Origin of the sequence: Chryseobacterium sp. Marseille-Q3244 (assembly GCF_940807095.1) — a bacterium.
GTDB lineage: Bacteria > Bacteroidota > Bacteroidia > Flavobacteriales > Weeksellaceae > Chryseobacterium.
Genome location: NZ_CALNWX010000002.1, coordinates 183,737 through 203,713 on the forward strand (window position 1 = coordinate 183,737; position 19,977 = coordinate 203,713).

The 19,977-nt window shown below is 35.8% G+C and carries 23 protein-coding genes; 11 read left to right on the plus strand and 12 right to left on the minus strand.

What is annotated here, in order from left to right; genetic code table 11:
- Window positions 1-48 precede the first annotated feature (48 nt).
- Genes NBX25_RS03955 through NBX25_RS03975 form a run of 5 tightly spaced genes read right to left on the minus strand, consistent with a single transcriptional unit; the run spans window position 49 to window position 3,582 of the window.
- Complete coding sequence (locus NBX25_RS03955) at window positions 49-1,032, minus strand: aldo/keto reductase (RefSeq protein WP_250252916.1); 984 nt, start codon at window positions 1,030-1,032, stop codon at window positions 49-51.
- A gap of 3 nt (window positions 1,033-1,035) precedes the next feature.
- Window positions 1,036-1,791 (minus strand): type 1 glutamine amidotransferase domain-containing protein, encoded by a 756-nt coding sequence (locus NBX25_RS03960; RefSeq protein WP_250252917.1) that lies wholly within the window; start codon window positions 1,789-1,791, stop codon window positions 1,036-1,038.
- A 2-nt stretch (window positions 1,792-1,793) separates the two neighbouring features.
- Window positions 1,794-2,081, minus strand: coding sequence for a putative quinol monooxygenase (locus NBX25_RS03965; RefSeq protein WP_250252918.1), 288 nt, complete (start codon window positions 2,079-2,081; stop codon window positions 1,794-1,796).
- A gap of 2 nt (window positions 2,082-2,083) precedes the next feature.
- On the minus strand, window positions 2,084-2,968 hold the full coding sequence (locus NBX25_RS03970; RefSeq protein ID WP_250252919.1) for an NAD-dependent epimerase/dehydratase family protein: 885 nt from the start codon (window positions 2,966-2,968) through the stop codon (window positions 2,084-2,086).
- Window positions 2,965-3,582: an NAD(P)H-dependent oxidoreductase gene (locus NBX25_RS03975; protein ID WP_250252920.1), complete on the minus strand. Its 618-nt coding sequence runs from the start codon at window positions 3,580-3,582 to the stop codon at window positions 2,965-2,967. The genes NBX25_RS03970 and NBX25_RS03975 overlap by 4 nt, the downstream gene beginning before the upstream one ends.
- Window positions 3,583-3,871: 289 nt before the next feature.
- Here NBX25_RS03975 and NBX25_RS03980 point away from each other — a divergent pair, with 289 nt between their 5' ends.
- Together NBX25_RS03980 and NBX25_RS03985 are read left to right on the plus strand one after the other, a co-directional pair.
- Window positions 3,872-4,618, plus strand: a complete 747-nt coding sequence (locus tag NBX25_RS03980) for a metallophosphoesterase family protein (protein WP_250252921.1) — start codon at window positions 3,872-3,874, stop codon at window positions 4,616-4,618.
- A gap of 40 nt (window positions 4,619-4,658) precedes the next feature.
- Complete coding sequence (locus NBX25_RS03985; RefSeq protein ID WP_250252922.1) at window positions 4,659-5,564, plus strand: LysR family transcriptional regulator; 906 nt, start codon at window positions 4,659-4,661, stop codon at window positions 5,562-5,564.
- A 17-nt stretch (window positions 5,565-5,581) separates the two neighbouring features.
- Here NBX25_RS03985 and NBX25_RS03990 read toward each other — a convergent pair whose 3' ends face one another.
- Window positions 5,582-6,046, minus strand: coding sequence for a GNAT family N-acetyltransferase (locus NBX25_RS03990; protein WP_250252923.1), 465 nt, complete (start codon window positions 6,044-6,046; stop codon window positions 5,582-5,584).
- 485 nt (window positions 6,047-6,531) lie between these two features.
- On the opposite strand from NBX25_RS03990, the gene NBX25_RS03995 reads away from it, so the two are divergent.
- The 3 genes from NBX25_RS03995 (at window position 6,532) to NBX25_RS04005 (ending at window position 9,133) form a co-directional block, all read left to right on the plus strand.
- Window positions 6,532-7,407 (plus strand): aldo/keto reductase, encoded by an 876-nt coding sequence (locus NBX25_RS03995; RefSeq protein WP_123908756.1) that lies wholly within the window; start codon window positions 6,532-6,534, stop codon window positions 7,405-7,407.
- A gap of 166 nt (window positions 7,408-7,573) precedes the next feature.
- Window positions 7,574-8,635, plus strand: a complete 1,062-nt coding sequence (locus NBX25_RS04000; protein WP_250252924.1) for an NAD(P)H-dependent flavin oxidoreductase — start codon at window positions 7,574-7,576, stop codon at window positions 8,633-8,635.
- A 48-nt stretch (window positions 8,636-8,683) separates the two neighbouring features.
- Window positions 8,684-9,133: a lipocalin-like domain-containing protein gene (locus NBX25_RS04005; protein ID WP_250252925.1), complete on the plus strand. Its 450-nt coding sequence runs from the start codon at window positions 8,684-8,686 to the stop codon at window positions 9,131-9,133.
- A gap of 98 nt (window positions 9,134-9,231) precedes the next feature.
- Here the strand turns inward: NBX25_RS04005 and NBX25_RS04010 are convergent, their stop codons facing one another.
- The 4 genes from NBX25_RS04010 to NBX25_RS04025 are packed head-to-tail and all read right to left on the minus strand — an operon-like array spanning window position 9,232 to window position 12,491.
- Window positions 9,232-10,569, minus strand: a complete 1,338-nt coding sequence (locus tag NBX25_RS04010) for a UDP-N-acetylmuramate--L-alanine ligase (RefSeq protein ID WP_123908753.1) — start codon at window positions 10,567-10,569, stop codon at window positions 9,232-9,234.
- 6 nt (window positions 10,570-10,575) lie between these two features.
- On the minus strand, window positions 10,576-11,013 hold the full coding sequence (locus tag NBX25_RS04015) for a hypothetical protein (RefSeq protein ID WP_123908752.1): 438 nt from the start codon (window positions 11,011-11,013) through the stop codon (window positions 10,576-10,578).
- 14 nt (window positions 11,014-11,027) lie between these two features.
- Complete coding sequence (locus tag NBX25_RS04020) at window positions 11,028-11,834, minus strand: lysophospholipid acyltransferase family protein (RefSeq protein ID WP_045493822.1); 807 nt, start codon at window positions 11,832-11,834, stop codon at window positions 11,028-11,030.
- A 27-nt stretch (window positions 11,835-11,861) separates the two neighbouring features.
- The gene (locus tag NBX25_RS04025) at window positions 11,862-12,491 is read right to left on the minus strand and encodes an NUDIX hydrolase (protein ID WP_123908751.1); all 630 of its coding nucleotides are present in this window, start codon (window positions 12,489-12,491) and stop codon (window positions 11,862-11,864) included.
- Between the two features lie 325 nt (window positions 12,492-12,816).
- Between NBX25_RS04025 and NBX25_RS04030 the strand changes: the two genes are divergently transcribed.
- The 6 genes from NBX25_RS04030 to NBX25_RS04055 all read left to right on the plus strand — a co-directional run bounded on the left by NBX25_RS04030 (window position 12,817) and on the right by NBX25_RS04055 (window position 18,285).
- A complete protein-coding gene (locus NBX25_RS04030) occupies window positions 12,817-13,635 on the plus strand; it encodes a hypothetical protein (protein WP_123859289.1) in 819 nt (272 codons plus the stop codon).
- Window positions 13,636-13,808: 173 nt separating this feature from the next.
- Window positions 13,809-14,207, plus strand: a complete 399-nt coding sequence (locus tag NBX25_RS04035; protein ID WP_123859290.1) for a hypothetical protein — start codon at window positions 13,809-13,811, stop codon at window positions 14,205-14,207.
- A 7-nt stretch (window positions 14,208-14,214) separates the two neighbouring features.
- Window positions 14,215-14,949, plus strand: a complete 735-nt coding sequence (csgH, locus tag NBX25_RS04040; protein WP_250252926.1) for a curli-like amyloid fiber formation chaperone CsgH — start codon at window positions 14,215-14,217, stop codon at window positions 14,947-14,949.
- Window positions 14,950-14,960: 11 nt separating this feature from the next.
- A complete protein-coding gene (locus NBX25_RS04045) occupies window positions 14,961-15,371 on the plus strand; it encodes a curli production assembly/transport component CsgF (RefSeq protein WP_123908750.1) in 411 nt (136 codons plus the stop codon).
- 26 nt (window positions 15,372-15,397) lie between these two features.
- Window positions 15,398-16,762, plus strand: coding sequence for a CsgG/HfaB family protein (locus NBX25_RS04050; protein WP_250252927.1), 1,365 nt, complete (start codon window positions 15,398-15,400; stop codon window positions 16,760-16,762).
- An 11-nt stretch (window positions 16,763-16,773) separates the two neighbouring features.
- Window positions 16,774-18,285: a carboxypeptidase-like regulatory domain-containing protein gene (locus NBX25_RS04055; protein ID WP_123908748.1), complete on the plus strand. Its 1,512-nt coding sequence runs from the start codon at window positions 16,774-16,776 to the stop codon at window positions 18,283-18,285.
- Between the two features lie 253 nt (window positions 18,286-18,538).
- Here the strand turns inward: NBX25_RS04055 and NBX25_RS04060 are convergent, their stop codons facing one another.
- Window positions 18,539-19,189, minus strand: a complete 651-nt coding sequence (locus tag NBX25_RS04060; RefSeq protein WP_228412866.1) for a response regulator transcription factor — start codon at window positions 19,187-19,189, stop codon at window positions 18,539-18,541.
- A gap of 226 nt (window positions 19,190-19,415) precedes the next feature.
- Window positions 19,416-19,883 (minus strand): OsmC family protein, encoded by a 468-nt coding sequence (locus NBX25_RS04065; RefSeq protein ID WP_123908747.1) that lies wholly within the window; start codon window positions 19,881-19,883, stop codon window positions 19,416-19,418.
- Between the last annotated feature and the right edge of the window lie 94 nt (window positions 19,884-19,977).

Sequence of the window (19,977 nt, forward strand, 5' to 3'; positions counted from 1 at the left end):
CTACTAGTAGCAATTCTAATAGACAATAGTACTTCCAGCTTCCTTTTATTAAAGCTCTTTCAAAGCAGAATTGATGAAATTCAATTCTTCCTGAGCAAGATCAATAGACATTGCTTTAGCGTTTTCAATAGCCTGCTGTGCATTTCTTGCTCCTGCCAATACGACTGTAATTGCCAGTTGTAGGGTAGTCCATTTTAATACCAATTGAGAAAGGCTGGCTCCTTTTTCCTGAGCAATAGGTTCAATTTTTTCTAAGAAAGTTTTTACTTTATTTAAGTCAAACTGAGAAAAATAACCGTTTCTGTGGTCGTTGTCTTTTAATGTATTATCCTTAAAATATTTACCTGTTAAAAGACCTCTTTCCATTGGACTATATACGATAATTCCTGAATTTTGCTCTAAAGAATAAGGAACCAGATCGTTTTCAATGGCACGGTTCAGCATACTGTAAGAAACCTGGTTGCTCGCTAATTTCAATGTTTTGTTAGCTTCTTCCATTTGAGCAACACTATAATTACTTACTCCAGCAGCACGAATTTTTCCTTGCTGAATTAATAGTTCCATAGCTTCCATCGTTTCACTGATGGCTGTTGTGCTATCTGGCCAGTGAAGTTGTAAAAGGTCTATATAATCTGTACCCAGTCTTTTTAAACTTTCTTCAACTTCTTTGATAATGTTTTCTTTGGAAGCGAACTTATAAACCGGAATTGTTTTTCCATCCTCTTCGGCATCAAAGAAAAATTCTCCTTTTCCATTGTTGCTTCCATCCCAAACTAAACCGAATTTAGTTAACAGCTGGATTTTTGAACGATCTTTTCCTTTAATAGCTTCACTTATCATTTCTTCACTTAATCCAAAACCGTAAAAAGGGGCTGTATCAATAGAGGTGACTCCATGATCCAATGATGCATGAATAGAGTTAATAGAATCCTGTTTTTCATTACCACCCCACATATTTCCACCGATGGCAAAAGCTCCATGCGTAATTACAGATAGCTCGAGATCAGTGTTTCCTAATTTTCTGTATTCCATTTTTTATTTATTATTTAATTCTTTTAAAATTGCTTCTCCAACACTCTTGGCAGATTGTGGATTCTGTCCCGTAATCACTCTTTGATCCGTTACCACATGGTTTTGCCAAAGTCCTGATTTTTCAAATTTTGCCCCTCTTTCTTTTAATTTATTCTCCAGTAAAAAAGGAACAACATCCGTTAATTGTACAGCAGATTCTTCTTCATTGGTAAAAGCATTGATCTTTTTTCCATCTACCAGATATTTTCCATTATTCAGTTTGATATTAACCAAACCTGCCGGGCCGTGGCAAACGCCTGCTACAATGCCTCCGTTTTCATAAATTGTTGAAGCAATGTCTGCCAGTTCTGTATTGTCTGCAAAATCCCACATGGCTCCATGGCCCCCTGCATAAAAAATAGTTGAATACTCTTTGGGATTTACCTGTGATGGTGTTAAAGAATGATCGATTTTGTTTTTATAGTCTGTGTTTTCCCAGAACTCTTTGTTTACAGGATCTTTTAAATCAAATCCGTCTACTGGTGGCGTTCCTCCTTTCGGGCTTACAAAATCAATTTCATAGCCTGCCTTGTGAAGAACTTCCCATGGGTGAGAAACTTCTCCCAGATAATATCCTGTATCTTCACCGGTACTGCCCTTTTTATCATGGCTGGTGACAACGAATAATATTTTCTTTTTCATACTTTTTGATTTCTTGGTCTGTGCCTGTATAAATCCTATCGTGAAAATGGCCAGTATTAAAAACGCTATTTTTTTCATATTTAAATGATATGAGTTAAATATATTTGTGGTTTTTCCTTAAGCTTTTCATCCACTAAGCCTCCGAAAGCCTGAATGTAAGGCTGTTGATTGTGGCGATCTAGCCCTTCTTGGCTTTTCCAGATCTCATAGAAAACAAATTCGTTTTTGTCTTCAATTCCCTGATGTAGGTTGTAAAGCTCACAGGCTTCTTCTTTTCTTGTTTCCTTTACCATATTCTGAAGAACTGCCAATACTTCTGCCTGATATTCTTCTTTGATTTTTATAATAGCTGTAAGATGAATTTTCATAATTAGATATAATTTTCAATGGAGGTATAGATGGGTTTCCATTCCAGTTCTGTTCTTGCTTTGTCTGCGCTGCATATACTATTGGAGACAAAACCGAAATAGCCGCCTGCCGGACCAAAATTGTCAACGGCTTCCTGTACGCTTAAAGATCTGGCGGGCTCCAGATTATATTTTTTGCTGATAATTTCAGCAATGTTTCTTAAAGATGAAGAACCGTTTTCTGCATAATAGATGGAACCGCTTTTTGCTTTTTCCAGTGCCAGTACATAAAGGTCTGCCAAATCTTCAATATGTAAATTTGACCATATATTTTCACCCTCTCCAAAATAAACACCGTGTCCTTTTTTCTCAGAAAAATGAATCAGGGCAGGGATTTGGATGCTGTCTTTTTTTAAGCCAAGACCTTGTCCATACACCATTGTGGGAACAATCACAATACTTCTTATTTCCTTCTGAGCTGACTGCAGAACATAATTATTGATAAGGACCCTTGATGCCATTTCCAGTCTTGGAGTCAAAGGATAATCTTCTCTGAAAACAAAATCACTTTTTTTACCATTTTCTTTGCCGCCGAAAATAGCAGATCCAGAAGTGAATATGAATGTTTTATGGCTTCCTTCCAATGCTTTGATAAAGCTATCAGCAGCATAGGCATCATCTGCGGAATCAGCATTGTGAATAACAGCATCAACGCCGGTAACGACTTCTTTTATAAGATCTTCATGATGGATATTCCCAATAATGGTCTTGATTCCCATCGATTCCAGTTCCTGCACGTGGGCTTCATTACGAACCAGCCCGATCACCTCATAATTCCTGTCTAATAATTTTTGAGCGATACTGCCGCCTATATAGCCGGTAATCCCTGTGATCAATATTTTTTTCATGATACTAATTCTGCTTTTAATTCTTTTTCAAAAACGGTTTTCACATGGTTTCTGTAAAGCTCCATATCGCGCTCTATATTGGCATTTTTTTCCACATCATGGAAGTGGAAACTGTCCATTTTTTCTAATGAGACGAAGGCATTCATTCTATGGAACCCAAATAACGGTCCTTCATCTACACTTTTCTCATTAAAGAATTCTCCGGGAAGGGTAAAAGCTGTTTTAGGAGCATTCCAACTAGTTGTTAACATATATTTTCTTCCACCAAGCATTCCGCCAGTACCATAGTTGATCTCTGGATTTGCTGCATTTCTACCGTCACTCATATAAATACCTTTGGCGTGGCCGGCTGTGAAAACTTCATCAATATACTTTTTCAACCCGTTCGGAAGTTGAAACCACCAGATGGGAGTGTGGTAAATGATATAATCTGCCCAAACGAATTTTTCTACTTCTTCATGTTTGTCATAACCTTCACTTACATTAGTGATTTTTACTTCAACATTATCAAATTCTTTAAGAACGGCGATTGTATTTTCTGCGATTGTTTGATTATATTTTCCTCCGGAATGTCCGAAATTTTGTCCTCCGTTAATGATTAGTACTTTTTTCATTTTTTTATGATTGTTTAAATTTTACTCTGCAAAGTTAGAATGAGATTACGTATAATAAAAATAATATAAATTATATCAAAGTATCAGAATATTTATACATTGGAATTGGTGCTTATATTAATAAAATAGAAGAGTTCAAAATTTGAGTTTTTTTTCAGCCACTCCCAAAAATGTATTTACTAAGCAAAGATTCACCCTTATTAATTCTTTTTCATGGTAAAAAGTCATGCCGTATCTGAACGGGAATTTCCCTTTCGTCTTGTAAATTTGATTAACAAATTGACAGAGAATGATACAGATAGCAGTTTTCAGTGATGTACATGGGAATCTTCCGGCATTGGAAGTGGTGTTGAAGGATATTGAACAGAGGGGAATTCATCAGAAATTCTGTTTGGGAGATTTGGTTGATTTTGCCCCTTGGGGAAATGAAGTAATAGAAAAGATTAAAAGTTTAAATATTCCCTGTCTTCTGGGGAATCATGATGAAAGAATTGCTTTTGATCTACCTGTTTTTCCTTTGCCTAAACATTCCGAAGCAGAAACAGAGGCAAGATTTATTGCGATAGATCATTCTAAAAAAAATATTACGGAAGACCATAAACAGTTTCTTTCCGAACTTCCTTTTCATTTGAAATTAAATTATAAAATAGGGAATAAACATTGGAATATTCAGTTGGTACATTCTGGTCTTACAAGCAATGATACTTATTGGTATGAATCTGAGAATAATGAAGTTTTTTCTGACATGCTGAAAGAATCACAATCTGATCTTATCGTGATGGGACATACTCATTTATCATTTATAAAACAGCTTGAAAATAAAAAATGGGCTGTCAATTGTGGTTCTGTAGGACGTTCCAAAGAAGAAAACAGGTTGGCTTCCTATTTAATATTGACTTTAGATGATGAAAAGATCATTCCTGAAATTGTACAGCTGAGTTATCCGTTGGAAGAAACCGCCTGTCAGATCGAGGAAAGCGGGATTCCGGATTATTATGCTTCCTTTTTAAGAAATGGAGATATATTAGTATTGTAATTATTTTGTAATTTTGTATCAGAATATTAATAATTAAGTCATGGTCAATTTAGAATGGTATCGTACTTTTAAAGCGATCTATAAAACCGGGACATTAACAGGCGCGGCAGATGCATTATTCATTTCACAACCTGGGGTAAGTTTGCATTTAAGTTCACTCGAAGCCTATGTTGGGTATAAATTATTTGACAGGACTGGGCGAAAAATGATTCCTACAGAAAGAGGAAAAGTATTATTCAATGCTGTAGCAGAACCTCTTACCAAGCTGGAAGATGTAGAGAAAAATTTTCAGAAATCTATAGAAAAGCATACCCCAACAATTAGTGTTGGAATGTGTTTTGAAACTTTTCAGACCACCTTGGAGCAATATGTTTCTTCATTACCTTTTAACTTGATTATCAGTTTTGGAGAATATCCTGAAATGCTGGATCAGCTGGATAAAGGAATCCTTGATCTCATCATCACGCCCAAAAAGGGATCTTCACCTAATATACAGCATGAAGCATTTTCTTCGGAACAGATTATATTGGTAGGAGGAAAAGAGGTAGATACGGAGGCTTTTAAAAAAGTTTTAAAAACAAAAGATGCTGAACAGATCGAAGCATGGCTGAAGAATGAGAAATGGTATGGAACTACCGGAGATATGGAACATCTTTTCCAGTTCTGGACTTTAAATTTTGGTCACAAACCGAATTTCCGCCCCAATTATATTGTTCCTAATCTCAATTCTATCATCCGTTGCCTGAAAGGAGGTACAGGATTAGCCGTTGTACCGGATTTCTTGTGCAAGAATGCAATTGACAGTGGAGAGGTGAAGCTGATCTGGGAGGGAAAGAAAAAGCTGGAAAATATTTTGTATTTCGGATGCCGAAAAAAGACCAATTATCAAACGGAAATAGAACATATTAAAGGATTATTCCGTAAAGTAATGGGAACAAAGGAGTAATATACAGTATTGAAAAATTAGATCAGGGTATATTCTAAAATAATCATATCCCGCATCTGTAACCCGTTTTCATAAATCGGGAATGGGTAATTTTTAATAAAGAAATCTTTACGTATCCCTGCTTTCTTGAATCCGTTTCTCTCATAAAAACGGATCTGCTGAAATCCTGTATCTGAAGTTCCTACACTCAGAATTTCATAACGGCTTTCACGGGCAATTTCTTTGGCTTTGTTAATTAAAATACTACCGATCCCGTTGCTTCTGTAGCTTTCAATCACAGCAATATTTTTAATCTCCAGTTCAGTATCACTGTTTTTATATAAAGCCATCACAGCAATATTTTCTGTTCCGTCATGTAACAGATAGATATCACATTTGAAGATGTATTGATTAATAGCTTCAACGGTTTCGTCAGCTAACAATAGTAATTCATAAGGGATCTCCGAATCTTTGGCAATTTTATTAAAAGTATACTGTTCCATTTACAGGCTTATATGAAGGATTTAAGAATCATCACTTCCACAAAAATAAGGAAAATAGAGATTTGAACCCAGTCATAGATAGAGTGACAAATATTTGGAGGTTGGAAATAGCAAAGGCGCAAGAAAATCGAAGATTTTCGGGAGTGTGATGTTGATGATATTTCGCCACCAATGCACGAATAATTTTATTTGCATTTATCATCTATGTTGCTATGTGGTTCAAAAAAAATAAACCACATAGCAACATAGATTTTATAGATAAAACGGTTCATATACAATTTTATTCGTGCATCCGTGGCTATTAAATATGCAGAATTCATTTTATCGCAGATAAAATCTTTGTACCTCCGCATTTTTCAACCTATCTCAAACATTCATCAAATAACATTTTTTAACAATAAACAGTAAAATTGGTAAGCCAGAATTCCGTTTTTTTATCGCAAATTTGTTTCATCACTTTATATTAATGATAAAAATAAAGATTTATGCAAAAGAAAACTTACACAGGACAACCTGTAGTAACCTTAAATAACGGAGTGGATATTCCTGCTTTAGGCTTTGGAGTATGGCAGATGGAGGACCTGAAAGAATGCGAAAATGCTGTCATTAAAGCTATTCAGACAGGGTATAGAATGATTGACACTGCTGCTATTTATCAAAATGAAACGGCTGTAGGAGATGCCGTAAAAAACAGTGGGATTGATCGAAATGAATTATTTATAACCTCTAAAGTCTGGGTTCAGGATCATGGGTATGAAAAAGCAAAGCGTGCATTTCAGAGAACGTTAGACAGACTACAGATGGATTACCTGGATATGTATCTTATTCACTGGCCTTATGGTGATTTTCTGGGAACATGGAAGGCTTTGGAGGAGCTGTATCAGGAAGGAAAGATTAAAGCAATTGGAGTTTGTAATTTTACTGTTGAAAAGCTTGAAGAGTTAAAATCGAACTCAACGATTCTTCCGGTCATCAACCAAATTGAACTCCACCCGGTTTTCCAACAAAAAGAATTACAGGTGTATGACAGGGAAAATAATATTATAACACAGCCTTGGAGCCCGCTTGGTAATGGAAATGCTAGCCTTTTAAATAATCCTGATCTGAAGGCAATTGCTGAGAAATATGGAAAAACAGTGGCCCAGGTAATCCTGAGATGGCATTTACAGGAAGGTTTTGTAGTCATTCCGAAATCTGTGACCCCATCAAGAATTGAAGAGAATTTTAATGTATTTGATTTTGAACTGACGGCAGATGAAATGAATGTTGTCCGTTCTTTAGATACAGGGAAAAGATTATTCTTTGATCCAAAAGACCCGGAATGGGAGCAAAAGATGCTGAATTCTGTAGCGGATATTTAATTACAATAACATATCTCCCGCAGATTTCACAGATAAAGCAGATTTTGATCTGTGAAGTTTGTGAGATCTGCGGGATTTTTATTTTCTGCTCAGCGTGAGGAATATCATATCCTGTTGAAAATGAGGTGTTCTTATTTTTTGTACCTTTTTATTTAAAATAATTTCTATGTTTTGGCCGGAAACAATCAGTAAAAAATTAGGAGTAAAATACCCTGTTATTCAGGCTCCGATGTTTGGAGTGAGTACTGTACCAATGGTTGCTGCTGCAACTCGTGCAGGGTGTCTGGGATCGTTGGCATTAGCTGATCTTTCAGCAGATGAATCTATTGAATTGATCAGGGAGACAAAAAAGTTAACAGATCAACCTTTTGCAGCTAATATTTTTGTACATCATATTCCCGAAATAACAGAGGTTTTAAAAGATCAATTTGGTAAAACCAGAACGTTTTTAGAGCAACTTGCAAAAGACAATAATATTGAAGTCAGTTTTCCTGATCTGGAAGATCTTAAAGTGAGATCTTATCATGAACTGGTGGATGCGGTAATTGAAGAAAATTGTAAAATTTTAAGTTTTACTTTCGGGAATCTGGATCATCAAAGCATTCAGAAGTTTAAAGAAAATGGAATCACACTTATTGGTACCTGTACTTCTGTAAGTGAGGCTTTAATTTTAGAAAAATCAGGGATTGATATCATCTGTGTGCAGGGAACAGAAGCTGGTGGTCACAGAGGAACTTTTGATCCGGAACATGTTCCACAGATCGGAGGTTTGTCTTTATTATCACAGGTATACGATCACGTAAAGGTTCCGCTGGTCTATGCAGGTGGAATTTACAACGGGAAAACTTTACGGGCAGTAAAAGATTTGGGAGCACAAGGATTCCAGGTAGGCAATCTTTTATTGGCTTCCCAGGAAAGCGCTTTGCAGCCTTTTGAAAAAGAAAGGCTTAAAAGAGTAAGAGAAGATGAGATCATGTTAACAAAAAGCTTTTCAGGCAGATATGCCAGAGGAGTTAAAAATAAATTTATTGATACGGTTGAAAACTCTGAATATATTCTGCCTTATCCTTATCAAAATAAACTGACAAACGCATTACGGAAAGCTGCTAAAGCTAAACAGAATACAGACTTTGTGGGGATTTGGACAGGACAATCTATTCATGATTACAGCGAACTCTCTACTGAACAAATTCTGAAAAATCTCATATTTCAAGCTCAGGAGAAGTAAATGAAATTGTAGTATCTTCGGGGTTTAAATACAATTTTAAATTATTTCATGAAAAAATTATTTCTATCATTAGCTGCATTTTCAACAATTGTAGCATGCAGCAGCAGTAATGATGATGAACCACAAACGAATAATGCTTCTATTGTTGGAAAATGGTATATAAATAAAGCTGAAAAATATACATCAGCAAATAAACAAACAGAAGTCCATGTCTTCAGCGAATGTGAGAAAAAAGGGACTCATGAATTTAGAGAAAAAGATATGACTTCCACAACTTTTGCTCCTGAAAATAATAATTGTGTGCAGACAGACGTTGTTACCAGAAGATATACTTTTGATCTGGTATCTAAAAAGTTTTGGTATGACGATGATAAAGATTTTCCTTATACTATTTCTCAATTAACGCAAACAGATATGGTGTTTGAAGATCATCTTGCGGATGTTGATGGCGACGGAATAAAAGATATTATTAAATTTTATTTTAAAAGAATCAAATAAAATAATAAATTCCTTTCAAAACTGAAAGGAATTTATTTTATTTGGAAATTTGAGGTATTATTATCAAATTCTCAAATTAACTCATTCTCAAATTGAATTTATTTCGTCAGATCCAGTCCGCCAAAGTTTCCTGAACTCATCATCAGATAAACTCCATTGGTTTTGTCCAATGTATTCCAGTAAGCGTGAAGATCTTCAGCATTTGTGAAAACCCTTAGATTCTCATTCTTGAATTTTTCTTTAATAAATTCCGGAGAAATAGGCTCCATTCTTTTAATTTTTAAAGCATCTTCAGAATAGAAAACGACCGCTTCCTCCAATCCGTCCATAGCGTGGTCATACTGCTCTAAAAAGGCAGGATTTAAGCTAGAGTAGGTATGAAGTTCAAGGAAGCCATATTTCTTTTCATTCTTAAACTGCTCTTTGAATGCTTTTACAGCAGCCTTTACTTTACTGGGAGCGTGGGCAAAGTCTTTATACAATATTCCTTTATCTTCTCTTTCTACCTTTTCAAGGCGTTTAGAAGCTCCTTTGAAGCTCATAATTGCTTCATAGAAATCTTCGTCCATAATACCCAGCTGTTGGCAAATATGCCTTGCCCCTTCCATATTCAACAGGTTGTGTGCACCAAAAACAGAAAGAGGAACATCTCCCATTTCCGTTTTTAGGTATACTTTTCCGTTGCTGATCTCATATTCAGGAGTTTTGTAAGGGATCTTTCTGAAATAATTTTCAGCATTTTCCACTACTTTCACTACTTCCAGATCTTCTTCATTGTACACTAAAACACCACCTGGAGTAATGCTTGCTACAAATTTTCTGAACTGTTCAATATAATCATCAAATGTTTTGAAAACATTGATATGGTCCCATGCAATACCACTCATCAGGGCGATATTCGGTTGGTACAATAAAAATTTGGAACGCAGGTCAATAGGAGAAGAAAGGTATTCATCACCTTCCAACACCATAAAATCGTTATCCTGAGTTAGTTTTACCATACAGTCGAAGCCTTCCAGCTGAGCACCCACCATAAAATCTACCTCTTTCTGATGGAAATTCAGCACATGAAGGATCATGGAAGTAATGGTTGTTTTTCCGTGTGATCCGGCAATAACTACTCTGGTTTTATTCTTAGACTGTTCGTATAGAAATTCCGGGTAAGAATATATTTTTAACCCTAATTCTTTTGCCTTAGCCAGTTCAGGATTATCCTGATGAGCATGCATTCCAAGGATCACAGCATCAATATCCGGAGTGATTTTTTCCGGGAACCAACCCATTTCCTGAGGTAATATTCCCTTTTTCTCCAATCTGGATTTTGACGGTTCAAAAATAGCATCATCTGAGCCGGTAACCTGATATCCTTTATCTTTTAATGCAATGGCAAGATTGTGCATGGCGCTTCCGCCAATGGCAATGAAGTGGGTTTTCAATTGTATTTACTGTTTTTTAACATTAGTATTAATGATCTGCTGGAAAGCCTCAAGAATATTATTCCAGTTAGTCTGATAATTAGGAATAATCATACTGGCATCCGACTTACTGCCTTCATTAGGACCTTTCTTAATATTGATCGAAGTAGCAATATTGTCGTATAATTTTTTACGATCTTCCTGTATTCTTCTGAAATTATTCTGTGAAAGAACCTGATCCAGTTTTTTCAGATCTTCATTGGAAATTTTAAAATCCTGTTTGTATTTTTTTCCCTGACCTTCAAATGAGTAATGTACATTATTCCCTTTGATAAGCAGATTTTCATATACGGGAGCATAGCCACCACTTTTCGAATAGCTGATGTCGAAATCCGAATATACTTTTTGGCTGTTGCATGAAACAAATACTATGATGGCGAATAAAATTCCGATTATTCTGTTCATAATTTTAATTTACTTTAATTATTTGAGTCCTTTTGTTCTAATTTTTTAGCTTTAAGTTCTTCATCATAATTGTGTAATACATTGAAGTCTTCAGTCTGCTCAATAGCAGTCATAATCTTCAATAAAATTTCCGGTGCTTTTTCATTATCATAATCGATATCCAGAGGAGCCTTGAATTCCATGGTAGGTTTTACACCGGTAACCTTTACACGAAGTCCTTTTTTATCAAATGCTCTTCTGAATCCGTTAATCTTAATCGGGATTACAATTGGGCGTTGGTTTTTTACCAATTTGGCAGTCCCTCTTCGTCCCTGGGCAAAGGCAGATGTTGTTCCTTGAGGGAAGGTTGCTACCCAGCCGTTGTCCAGTGCTTTCATAATATTGTCTACCTCGCTCATGTCTACCATTCTGTTGACATTTTTTCCTTCTGCCCTCCAGGTCCTTTTTACTGTTACGGCTCCTGCAATCTTAAAGATTTTAGGAAGAATACCCTTATTCATGGTTTCTTCTGCTGCTACATAGTAAAAATCGATTTTTGGATTTAACAGATAGATCGGATTCTTAATCGTATTTAAATATCCATTATTTACGGCACAGAAAGCGTGATACATTGCAGCTACATCAGCAAAATAAGTCTGGTGGTTAGATACAAATAATACATTAGAATCCGGAAGATCCACCAGGTGCTCTGTTCCGGTTATTTTTAACTTATTAAAGCCGTTGAACCTTCTGTAGGATACAACTCCTAAAATAAAAATAATAAACCTTTTTAAAAAATAAGGTGTTCCGAATGCATCGGTGAAAATATTTTTCTTCGCCATTTTTTAATTAAACACGGTAGTGCAAAGTTACATTTTTTTCAGCAACTGGCTGAATTCACTTAATATCATTGCCGTAGCACCCCAGATAATATATCCATTGAAATTAATGACAGGAACTTCACTTCCGCCGGCACTCGGAAGTGCCATAATTTCTGGAGTATCCGACAGGTTTAAAAAAGAAGTGATCGGAAACTCAATGGTCTCTACAGCTTCACTCTGCTGAAGAACGAAGAGCGGATTCTTTTTAGTATATGAAATATACGGATATACGTAAAAATTACTTGGTGGAATATAAATGGGAGACATTTCTCTGATAATTCTCACATAATGTTTATCTATCCCAATTTCTTCAGAGGTTTCCCTAATGGCAGTTTCAGCAAAATCCTGATCCATTTCTTCACGCTTTCCGCCAGGTAACGAGATCTGTCCGCTATGTCTGTCATGTTCATTAACGGTTCTTTGGATTAACGGAAAATACCACTCGTTATCTTTTAGATACAACACAATATTTACGGCTGCAAACTTAGGATTTTTTGCAAGTACTTCATCGTACGTAAAAACGGGACGGTAGGGAGGTGAGAACACTCCATGGGCGGGTTCGCCGGGAAGCTCTACACTTTTTATTTTTCTTAATAAATCTTTTCCAAAATTTTCCATAGCTCAAATTTAACAATATATTCCTGAAGAAATAAAGGCCTTAACATTAATTAACCAATGGTAGGGGTGTGTTTCACAAGTGAATCGTGAATGGTTACTGGCTATTCCCTAAAAAATTGACATACTAAGCAAATTGACTATTCACCATTGACATTCTGTATACCGTATTTCTACGTAACTGAAATCCGTGATTCGGTAAATACCAGAAATAGTGAGCTTAGAAACCATAAATGGTGACTTTTATAATTTACACTTTGATGGTGGTTTCTCATTGAGATGGAGCATATACCTTTGTCATACTATTAACCAATTAATTTTTACTAAGATGAAAAATTTACTTTCAGGTGTGCTAACACTAATCGCCATGAGTTTCAGTTTCGCTCAATCTAATATTGATGTGACTACCCAAACAGGAAACTTGAACGTAGCTACTGTAGACCAGACAGGTCTTTTGAACATGAATTCTTTAACACAGAATGGAAACCGTAATACTGCAGATATTGACCAGGTAGGTATCTTAAATATGAATACTGCAGTAAGTAATGGAAATAGAAATTCAATAGATGTAGATCAAATAGGTATCGGGAACTCAAATACTGTAAGCCAGACAGGAAATAGAAACGATGCATCAACCTGGCAGATTGGTTTATTGAATTCTACTCAACAAACTCAGATTGGAAGAAGAAATGATGCTTCATCCGTGCAAGTAGGTATTGGTAACTCTGTGTATCAATATCAGGATGGACGAAGAAACGACGCTTCAGCGATTCAGTTAGGAAGCGGTAATATGGCTTATCAGGTTCAGTTAGGAAGACGAAATGAAGCCGATGGACTTCAGATAGGAGCTAATAACCTGCTTGTTCAGTATCAGGATGGTAATGATAATACAGCAAACCATACACAGCTAGGTAGTAATAATATTGCTGCTTCTGCTCAGGTAGGTAATGATAACACTGCTGTAGGAATACAAGTGGGTAATGGAAACCAATTATATCAAGCACAATTAGGAGATTCCAATATGGCTATTGACCTTCAAGCTGGTAACGGTAACTTTACTTGGGTAACTCAAACTGGTGATGCTCACCTTCATATTGGAACTCAGGTAGGTAATGGAAACTCTATGGTTGTAAATCAATCGAACTAAGCCCTTTTTAATACTGTAATCTTTAACATTGAAAGGAGAAACTACAGGTGTGGGGTTCTCCTTTTTTGCTTAAAGCTTAAAATTGCCAGGAAATTATGATTGTATATCAATATTTACTGGGTGGGTTTTCTTCCATTCTCTATGAATGTATGTTTAATTTAAATATCAATGCCATGTTTAATTTGAGATGGAGTGTTTTAGCTCTTTATATGGTGTTGCCATTGCAGGCTCAGGAAATCGACTGGGATAAGATCAACAGCAATACAATCTTAAATCTTATCACCAAACAGAATATTGAAATGAATGCCGGTTACTCTAATATCATTCAGATGGGTGACTATAATAATGCAGAACTTTCTCTTAATAACAAAACCATTATTACTGTAAAGCAGCTTGGAGACTATAACGCTCTTTATTTTATCAATTCATTCACAGATAAGGAAACCAAGGCTGCCATTATTACGCAAGGAAGTAATAATATCGTTGACGTTACGGGAAGCAATAGCATTTCAGACGGAATTCAGATCAATGTCAAAGGAGATAACAGAACCGTCTTCATGAGAAATTATTAAATCACAAATGATGAAACCTTTATCCATCCTGAGTTTGAATATTTTTTTTGTCTTCCTGTTTATATTGGGTTATGGGCAGGAGGATAAAAAAGTAACCGCAAGAATTGAAAGCAGCACGTTGGAGAACCAAATCAAAATAAAAGCTATAGTTGTTAATAATACAGCGGTGTACAAAGAACTGAATTATCTTTTAATATCTATAAAAAAAGGAAACGGAGGAAACCTTTCCAATAATCAGCAAAGTGGTAAGTTTTCTGTCAATCCTAACGAAGTAAAGGTATTATCTGAGATGAGTGTCAATCTTGAATCAAAAGACGCGTTGAAAGCTTTCCTTTATATCAGAGATGAGGAATCTAAAGTTTTGGTAGCAAAAGACAGTCTTGAACTCAATAGTGATCTTTTTAGAAAGAAGATAGCCAAGGCAGAAGATGATGCTGTTTATGAACTTAAAGGACTCACCATTGATGAAACCAAAACTAAGGTTGGAAAAGACTTTTATGATATGTTTTATATCCAATATAGTCAGCTTCCGGACAAAAGCAGCAGCGCCATCACTATTGCTGAACTTCCTCTTCGGGGAACAAGCGGTCAAATCAATATTCAGATGGAAGATAAAATAATCTACAGCTTTATGACCAATCCGGGAGAAGATTATTTAAAAGAACAATTAGCTTTTAGCTTAAAATATATCAAGGAATTTACAGCAAAGAAAAACCTTATAAAAAATGAATTTATCTATTAAAAACGTCCGCTATGAAAACTTTTGTTATTCTTTTACTTTTTGTTGCGGGTATTTTCCAAGGAAAATCTCAGCAACTTGTTTATAAGCCGATTAATCCTGCATTTGGAGGTGATACTTTTAATTATCAGTGGCTTTTAAGCTCAGCTAATGCACAGAATCAGTTTGACCAAAAAAACGATTACAGCAATCTGCTTGATAAAGTGAATTCCCTTGATAGTTTTACTCAGAGTCTCAATAGACAAATCCTCAGTGAACTTTCAAGAAAACTATTTGACGAGCAGTTTGGGAGTGGAAATATAAAACCGGGTAATTATCTTTTTGGTTCACTTTACCTTCAGATTACCAATACCAATCAGGGACTTTTGATTAATATTTTGGATACCAGTACAGGCGATCAGTCCGAGATCGTAATTCCAAAATAAAATAAAAACTTAAAACCAAACTTATCATGAGAACTTACACTTACACCAGAATTTTTTTCTGTAGTTTTCTGCTATGTGTTTTACAGGCCTGTAGCTCAATCTTTGGTCTACCTTCAGATCCTGAAAAGCCAACAATGGGAGAGGTAACTTCTTCCACAGAAGAACTTAAGAAACTCCCTCTGCCTAAAGAGAAAATAGTGATCGGAGTTTATAAATTCAGAGACCAGACCGGCCAGTATAAACCTTCTGAAAATGGTAACAATTGGAGCACTGCCGTGCCACAGGGGACCACTACCATTCTGATCAAAGCACTTGAAGACAGCCGTTGGTTCATTCCTATCGAAAGAGAAAATATTGCCAACCTGCTCAATGAAAGACAAATTATCCGGTCCACACGTCAGGAATATATTAAAGATGCAGATAAAAATACTCAGTCACTTCCTCCACTTCTATATGCCGGAATTCTTCTGGAAGGAGGGGTCATTTCCTATGACAGTAATATCCTGACAGGAGGTCTTGGTGCCCGTTACTTTGGCATTGGAGCTTCCACACAATACCGTCAGGATAGAATTACCATTTATCTGCGTGCTGTTTCCACCCTTAACGGAGAAATTCTTAAAACAGTTTACACTTCCAAAACCATTCTTTCAACCAGCATCAATGGAAGCTTTTTCAGATATATAGATACTGAAAGACTTCTGGAAGCTGAGGTAGGATTAACTCAAAACGAACCCGTTCAGTTAGCCGTAACCGAAGCTATTGAAAAAGCCGTTAAATCGCTTATCGTAGAAGGTATTCAAGATAAAATATGGGGAAAAGCGATTGACAGTACTACAAGTTATCAGGCATTGCTCAATGAATATAATAAAGAACAGGAAAATAATAATGGACGGGTAGTAGGAAACCGATATCCGGAGAATTATAGACAAAAGATTTCCGTATTTGCCAATGTAGAAGCTCAGAAAGTTAAAGATGATTATGTAAATCCTAAAATGAATATTGGTGGGAAAGTGGGAATGAAATATTTCCTCACTCCTAACTTTAATGTTGAGGTAAATGGAAACTATTTTACCCTTGAAAATGAAAATATAGTCAAAAGAAACTACTTCGGTCCTGAAGTGAATCTGGAATACCTTCTTTTTCCAAAATACAGATTCAGTCCCTATATTTATGGAGGGGCAGGAGCACTGTACTCTAAATATAAACCTCAATACAAAGGACAGGTTGGAGGCGGACTTGAATACATGATCGATCACAACTTTTCGCTGAGAGTCTCAGCTCAATATGATCTAGGATTTAAAGATGATTGGGAAGGGCTTGCCAATGGAAAAAGAAAAGATCAGGCCTTACGTTTTGCACTGGGGATCAATTTTTACCTTGGAAACAAATAAAAACACAAATTATGAAAACTTTAATCAAAATACTAAGCATATTCATCCTGATTTTTTGTCTGTTTTCATGCAATGAAGACCTTGTAGAACAGGCTCAAACAGGAATTCTAAGAGGAAAAGTAGTGAAAAGAGGCAGTAATGTGCCCCTTGCGAATGTGAAAATATTTACCAATCCTACCACACAAACCGTTTTCAGTGGTACAGATGGTTCTTTTGAAATTGCGGCAATGCCGATAGGTAATTATTCAGTAAAAGCAGAGCTTTCAGGATATATTACAAGCTTTCAGTCTGTCAATATGCAGAATCAAAATCAGGTGGTAACAGTGGTATTTGAAATGGATGATGATACTTCACTGAATTCTCCACCTACCACACCGCAGCTTCTAAGTCCGATAGACAATGCGGTCAATCAGCCATTGAGTGTTGAGCTGACCTGGAGTGCAACCGATCCGGATACAGCAGACGTTTTAAAATATAGTTTAACAATTAAAAATAATCTTGACACTAATGTGATACAGGTTAATGAGTTGAAAGTGAATCACTATACACTTTCAAATCTGAAGTTTGGTGTAAGTTACTTCTGGCAGGTGTCTGTTTCGGACGGCATTCACCAGCCAGTTTTAAGTCAGACGGGTAAGTTTACGACCAATACGGTTCCGGCTAACCGATATCATTACGTGAGAAAACTGAATGGTAACTTTGTTATCATGTCAAGTGATGAACAGGGAAATAGTTTTCAGTTTACAGACTCTTCCTATAACAGCTGGAGGCCACGGAAAAATAATAACGCAGGTCTCATTGCTTTTCTCCGAACTGAAGGGGGAAGTACCCATATTTACACCGCAAATCCGGATGGTTCCAATCCTTTTAAAGTAACCACTGTTCCTGTAGCCGGCTTTAATGCTTACGAAGTGGATTTTGCCTGGAGTACCAACGGTAAAGAAATTATTTATTCAAATTTTAATAAATTATATAGAATCAACAAAGATGGAAGCGGACTGACTCTGGTATATACCACTCCGGATGGAAGCATGATTTCGGAATGTGACTGGAGCTATGACGGAAGCAAAATTGCCATAAAAACGAATGACTATAACGGTTATAATACAAGTATTTATGTTATAGATATGATGGGAAATGTTCTTAAAACAGTATTGTCCGGATCTGCTGGGGCTAGTGGAGGATTGAATTTCTCTGTAGACGGACAGCTTCTTCTCTTTACCCGTGATCTATCAGGATACCAGGATGGAAGTGGAAATTATCGCCAATTGGATTCTCATATTTTCATTTATAACTTAACGAGTAATGCGATAAGCGATATTTCTTCTGAAAGCGAAAAAGCATTAGGAACTAATGATCTGGACCCAAGATTTTCACCCAATAATGCCCAGGTGATCTTTATGAATACTTCCAATGATAATATTTCACAAAGAAATGTAATGGTAATAAATCTTAACAGCAGTATGACAGATCTTTCACGAGCCACACTTTTCAGTAATGGTGAAATGCCGGACTATGAGTAGGAGAGGAGAGATTTAAGGTTAGTTGATATAAAAGTCAATAGTGAATTGTGTTTCGTAAGTAATGAACTTTTGCCTCAAGAAAAAATTGAAAGGCACAGCGAATTGGACATTCACCATTGACTTTTATTATAAAATATTAATTAATAATTTTTGGTTTGCCAAGTTTTTTATCAAAGGAAATTTAGAACGAGGCAAAAAAAATTCCAGGCCGGAAGGTTTGGAATTTTTTAGGTTAATGATCTGGAATTGTCAATCAGTCTACAATATGATTTTCAATAGCATATTTTACGACTCCCGCAGTGTTTTTTACGTTGAGTTTCAAAAGAATTTTTTTTCGATGTGTTTCTACCGTATTGATACTTATAAAGAGCTTTTCAGAGATATCTTTGCTGCTAAAGCCATCGCAAATCAGTTTTAGAATTTCCATTTCACGACGGGTAAGGGGATCTCTGATGTGGAAATTACGCTTCTCCTGTTCATTACTGATGAAGCTCAGCATCCTTTCCTTCGCATGGTCACAAATATAAATTTCGTTCAGTAATAAAGCATTAATAGCTTTTAGAAATTCATCATATTTGCAGTTTTTATCCAAATAGCTTTTAATGCCTTTATTGAATAGCTTTCTGATATCTATTACATCATAACAGCTTCCAATGATAATAATTTTAATATGATTATGTTTTGATACGATACTTTCTACAGATTTGCATATTTCAGTAAGCATAAGAATATTGGAACTCATGACAAGCATTTCAGGCGGCTCGTCTTTTAGTTGTTCGGAGAGAGTTTCTAAAGAATTACAGATGTCTATTGTATTGAAAATTTTACTCTGCATTAGTAATTTTGATAAACCCTCTGTATACAACATGGGTTCATCAAAAATAGTTAATCTTGGTTTCATCATGGTTGGTTTTGTTTATGTAAAAATATAAAAAAAACTTAATATAATGAATGATATTGATAAATAATTTTAATTTTATATGATTATTATTGTAATAAAATGTTATTTTTATTGATTATTTGCTAAATAAATCTCTTTTTGTTGAGTTTTGAGTGTGAAATTTAGAGTTATTGTAGCTAAATGTTTAATATTACTGCTGTTTTCCGAAGTTTTATTAGAAAATATTTTTTTATTTAACTAACAGAGTAGGGATATGTTTTACAGGAAAATTAACTGAGTTGGCAATAAAGCAAAATTCACTGGCTTTATGATGCAGCTCTTTTGCTTTTTGTATCATAGACTCCTCCGAAACAGTAATGGTAGGGTGGAGCGTTACTTCTGTGAAATGCCCACTGCCATTAGCGGTTTCTTCCATAATTCCGGTGGCTTCATCAATATAGTCTGTTACAATAACACCCGCCTCGGAGCAAAAATGAAGATACCATAGCATGTGACAGGAGGAAAGTGAAGATAAAAACATTTCTTCAGGATTATGCTTGGTTCTATCTCCCCGGAATGCAGGATCAGAGGAGCCTTCAATAACAACTTTATTGTCTGCTGAAATGGTATGGCTTCTTTCATAGTCTCTGTAACCGCTGGTTCCGGTTCCCTTGTTTCCTGTCCATTGAGTGGTGATTTTGTAATGGTGGTTTTTCATAAATTAAAAGATAAAAATACTGTTATTAAATTCAATAGAATGGGCCTTATTCAAAACTCAAAAAAGTATAATGTGGCTTAACTCATTAGGCTAA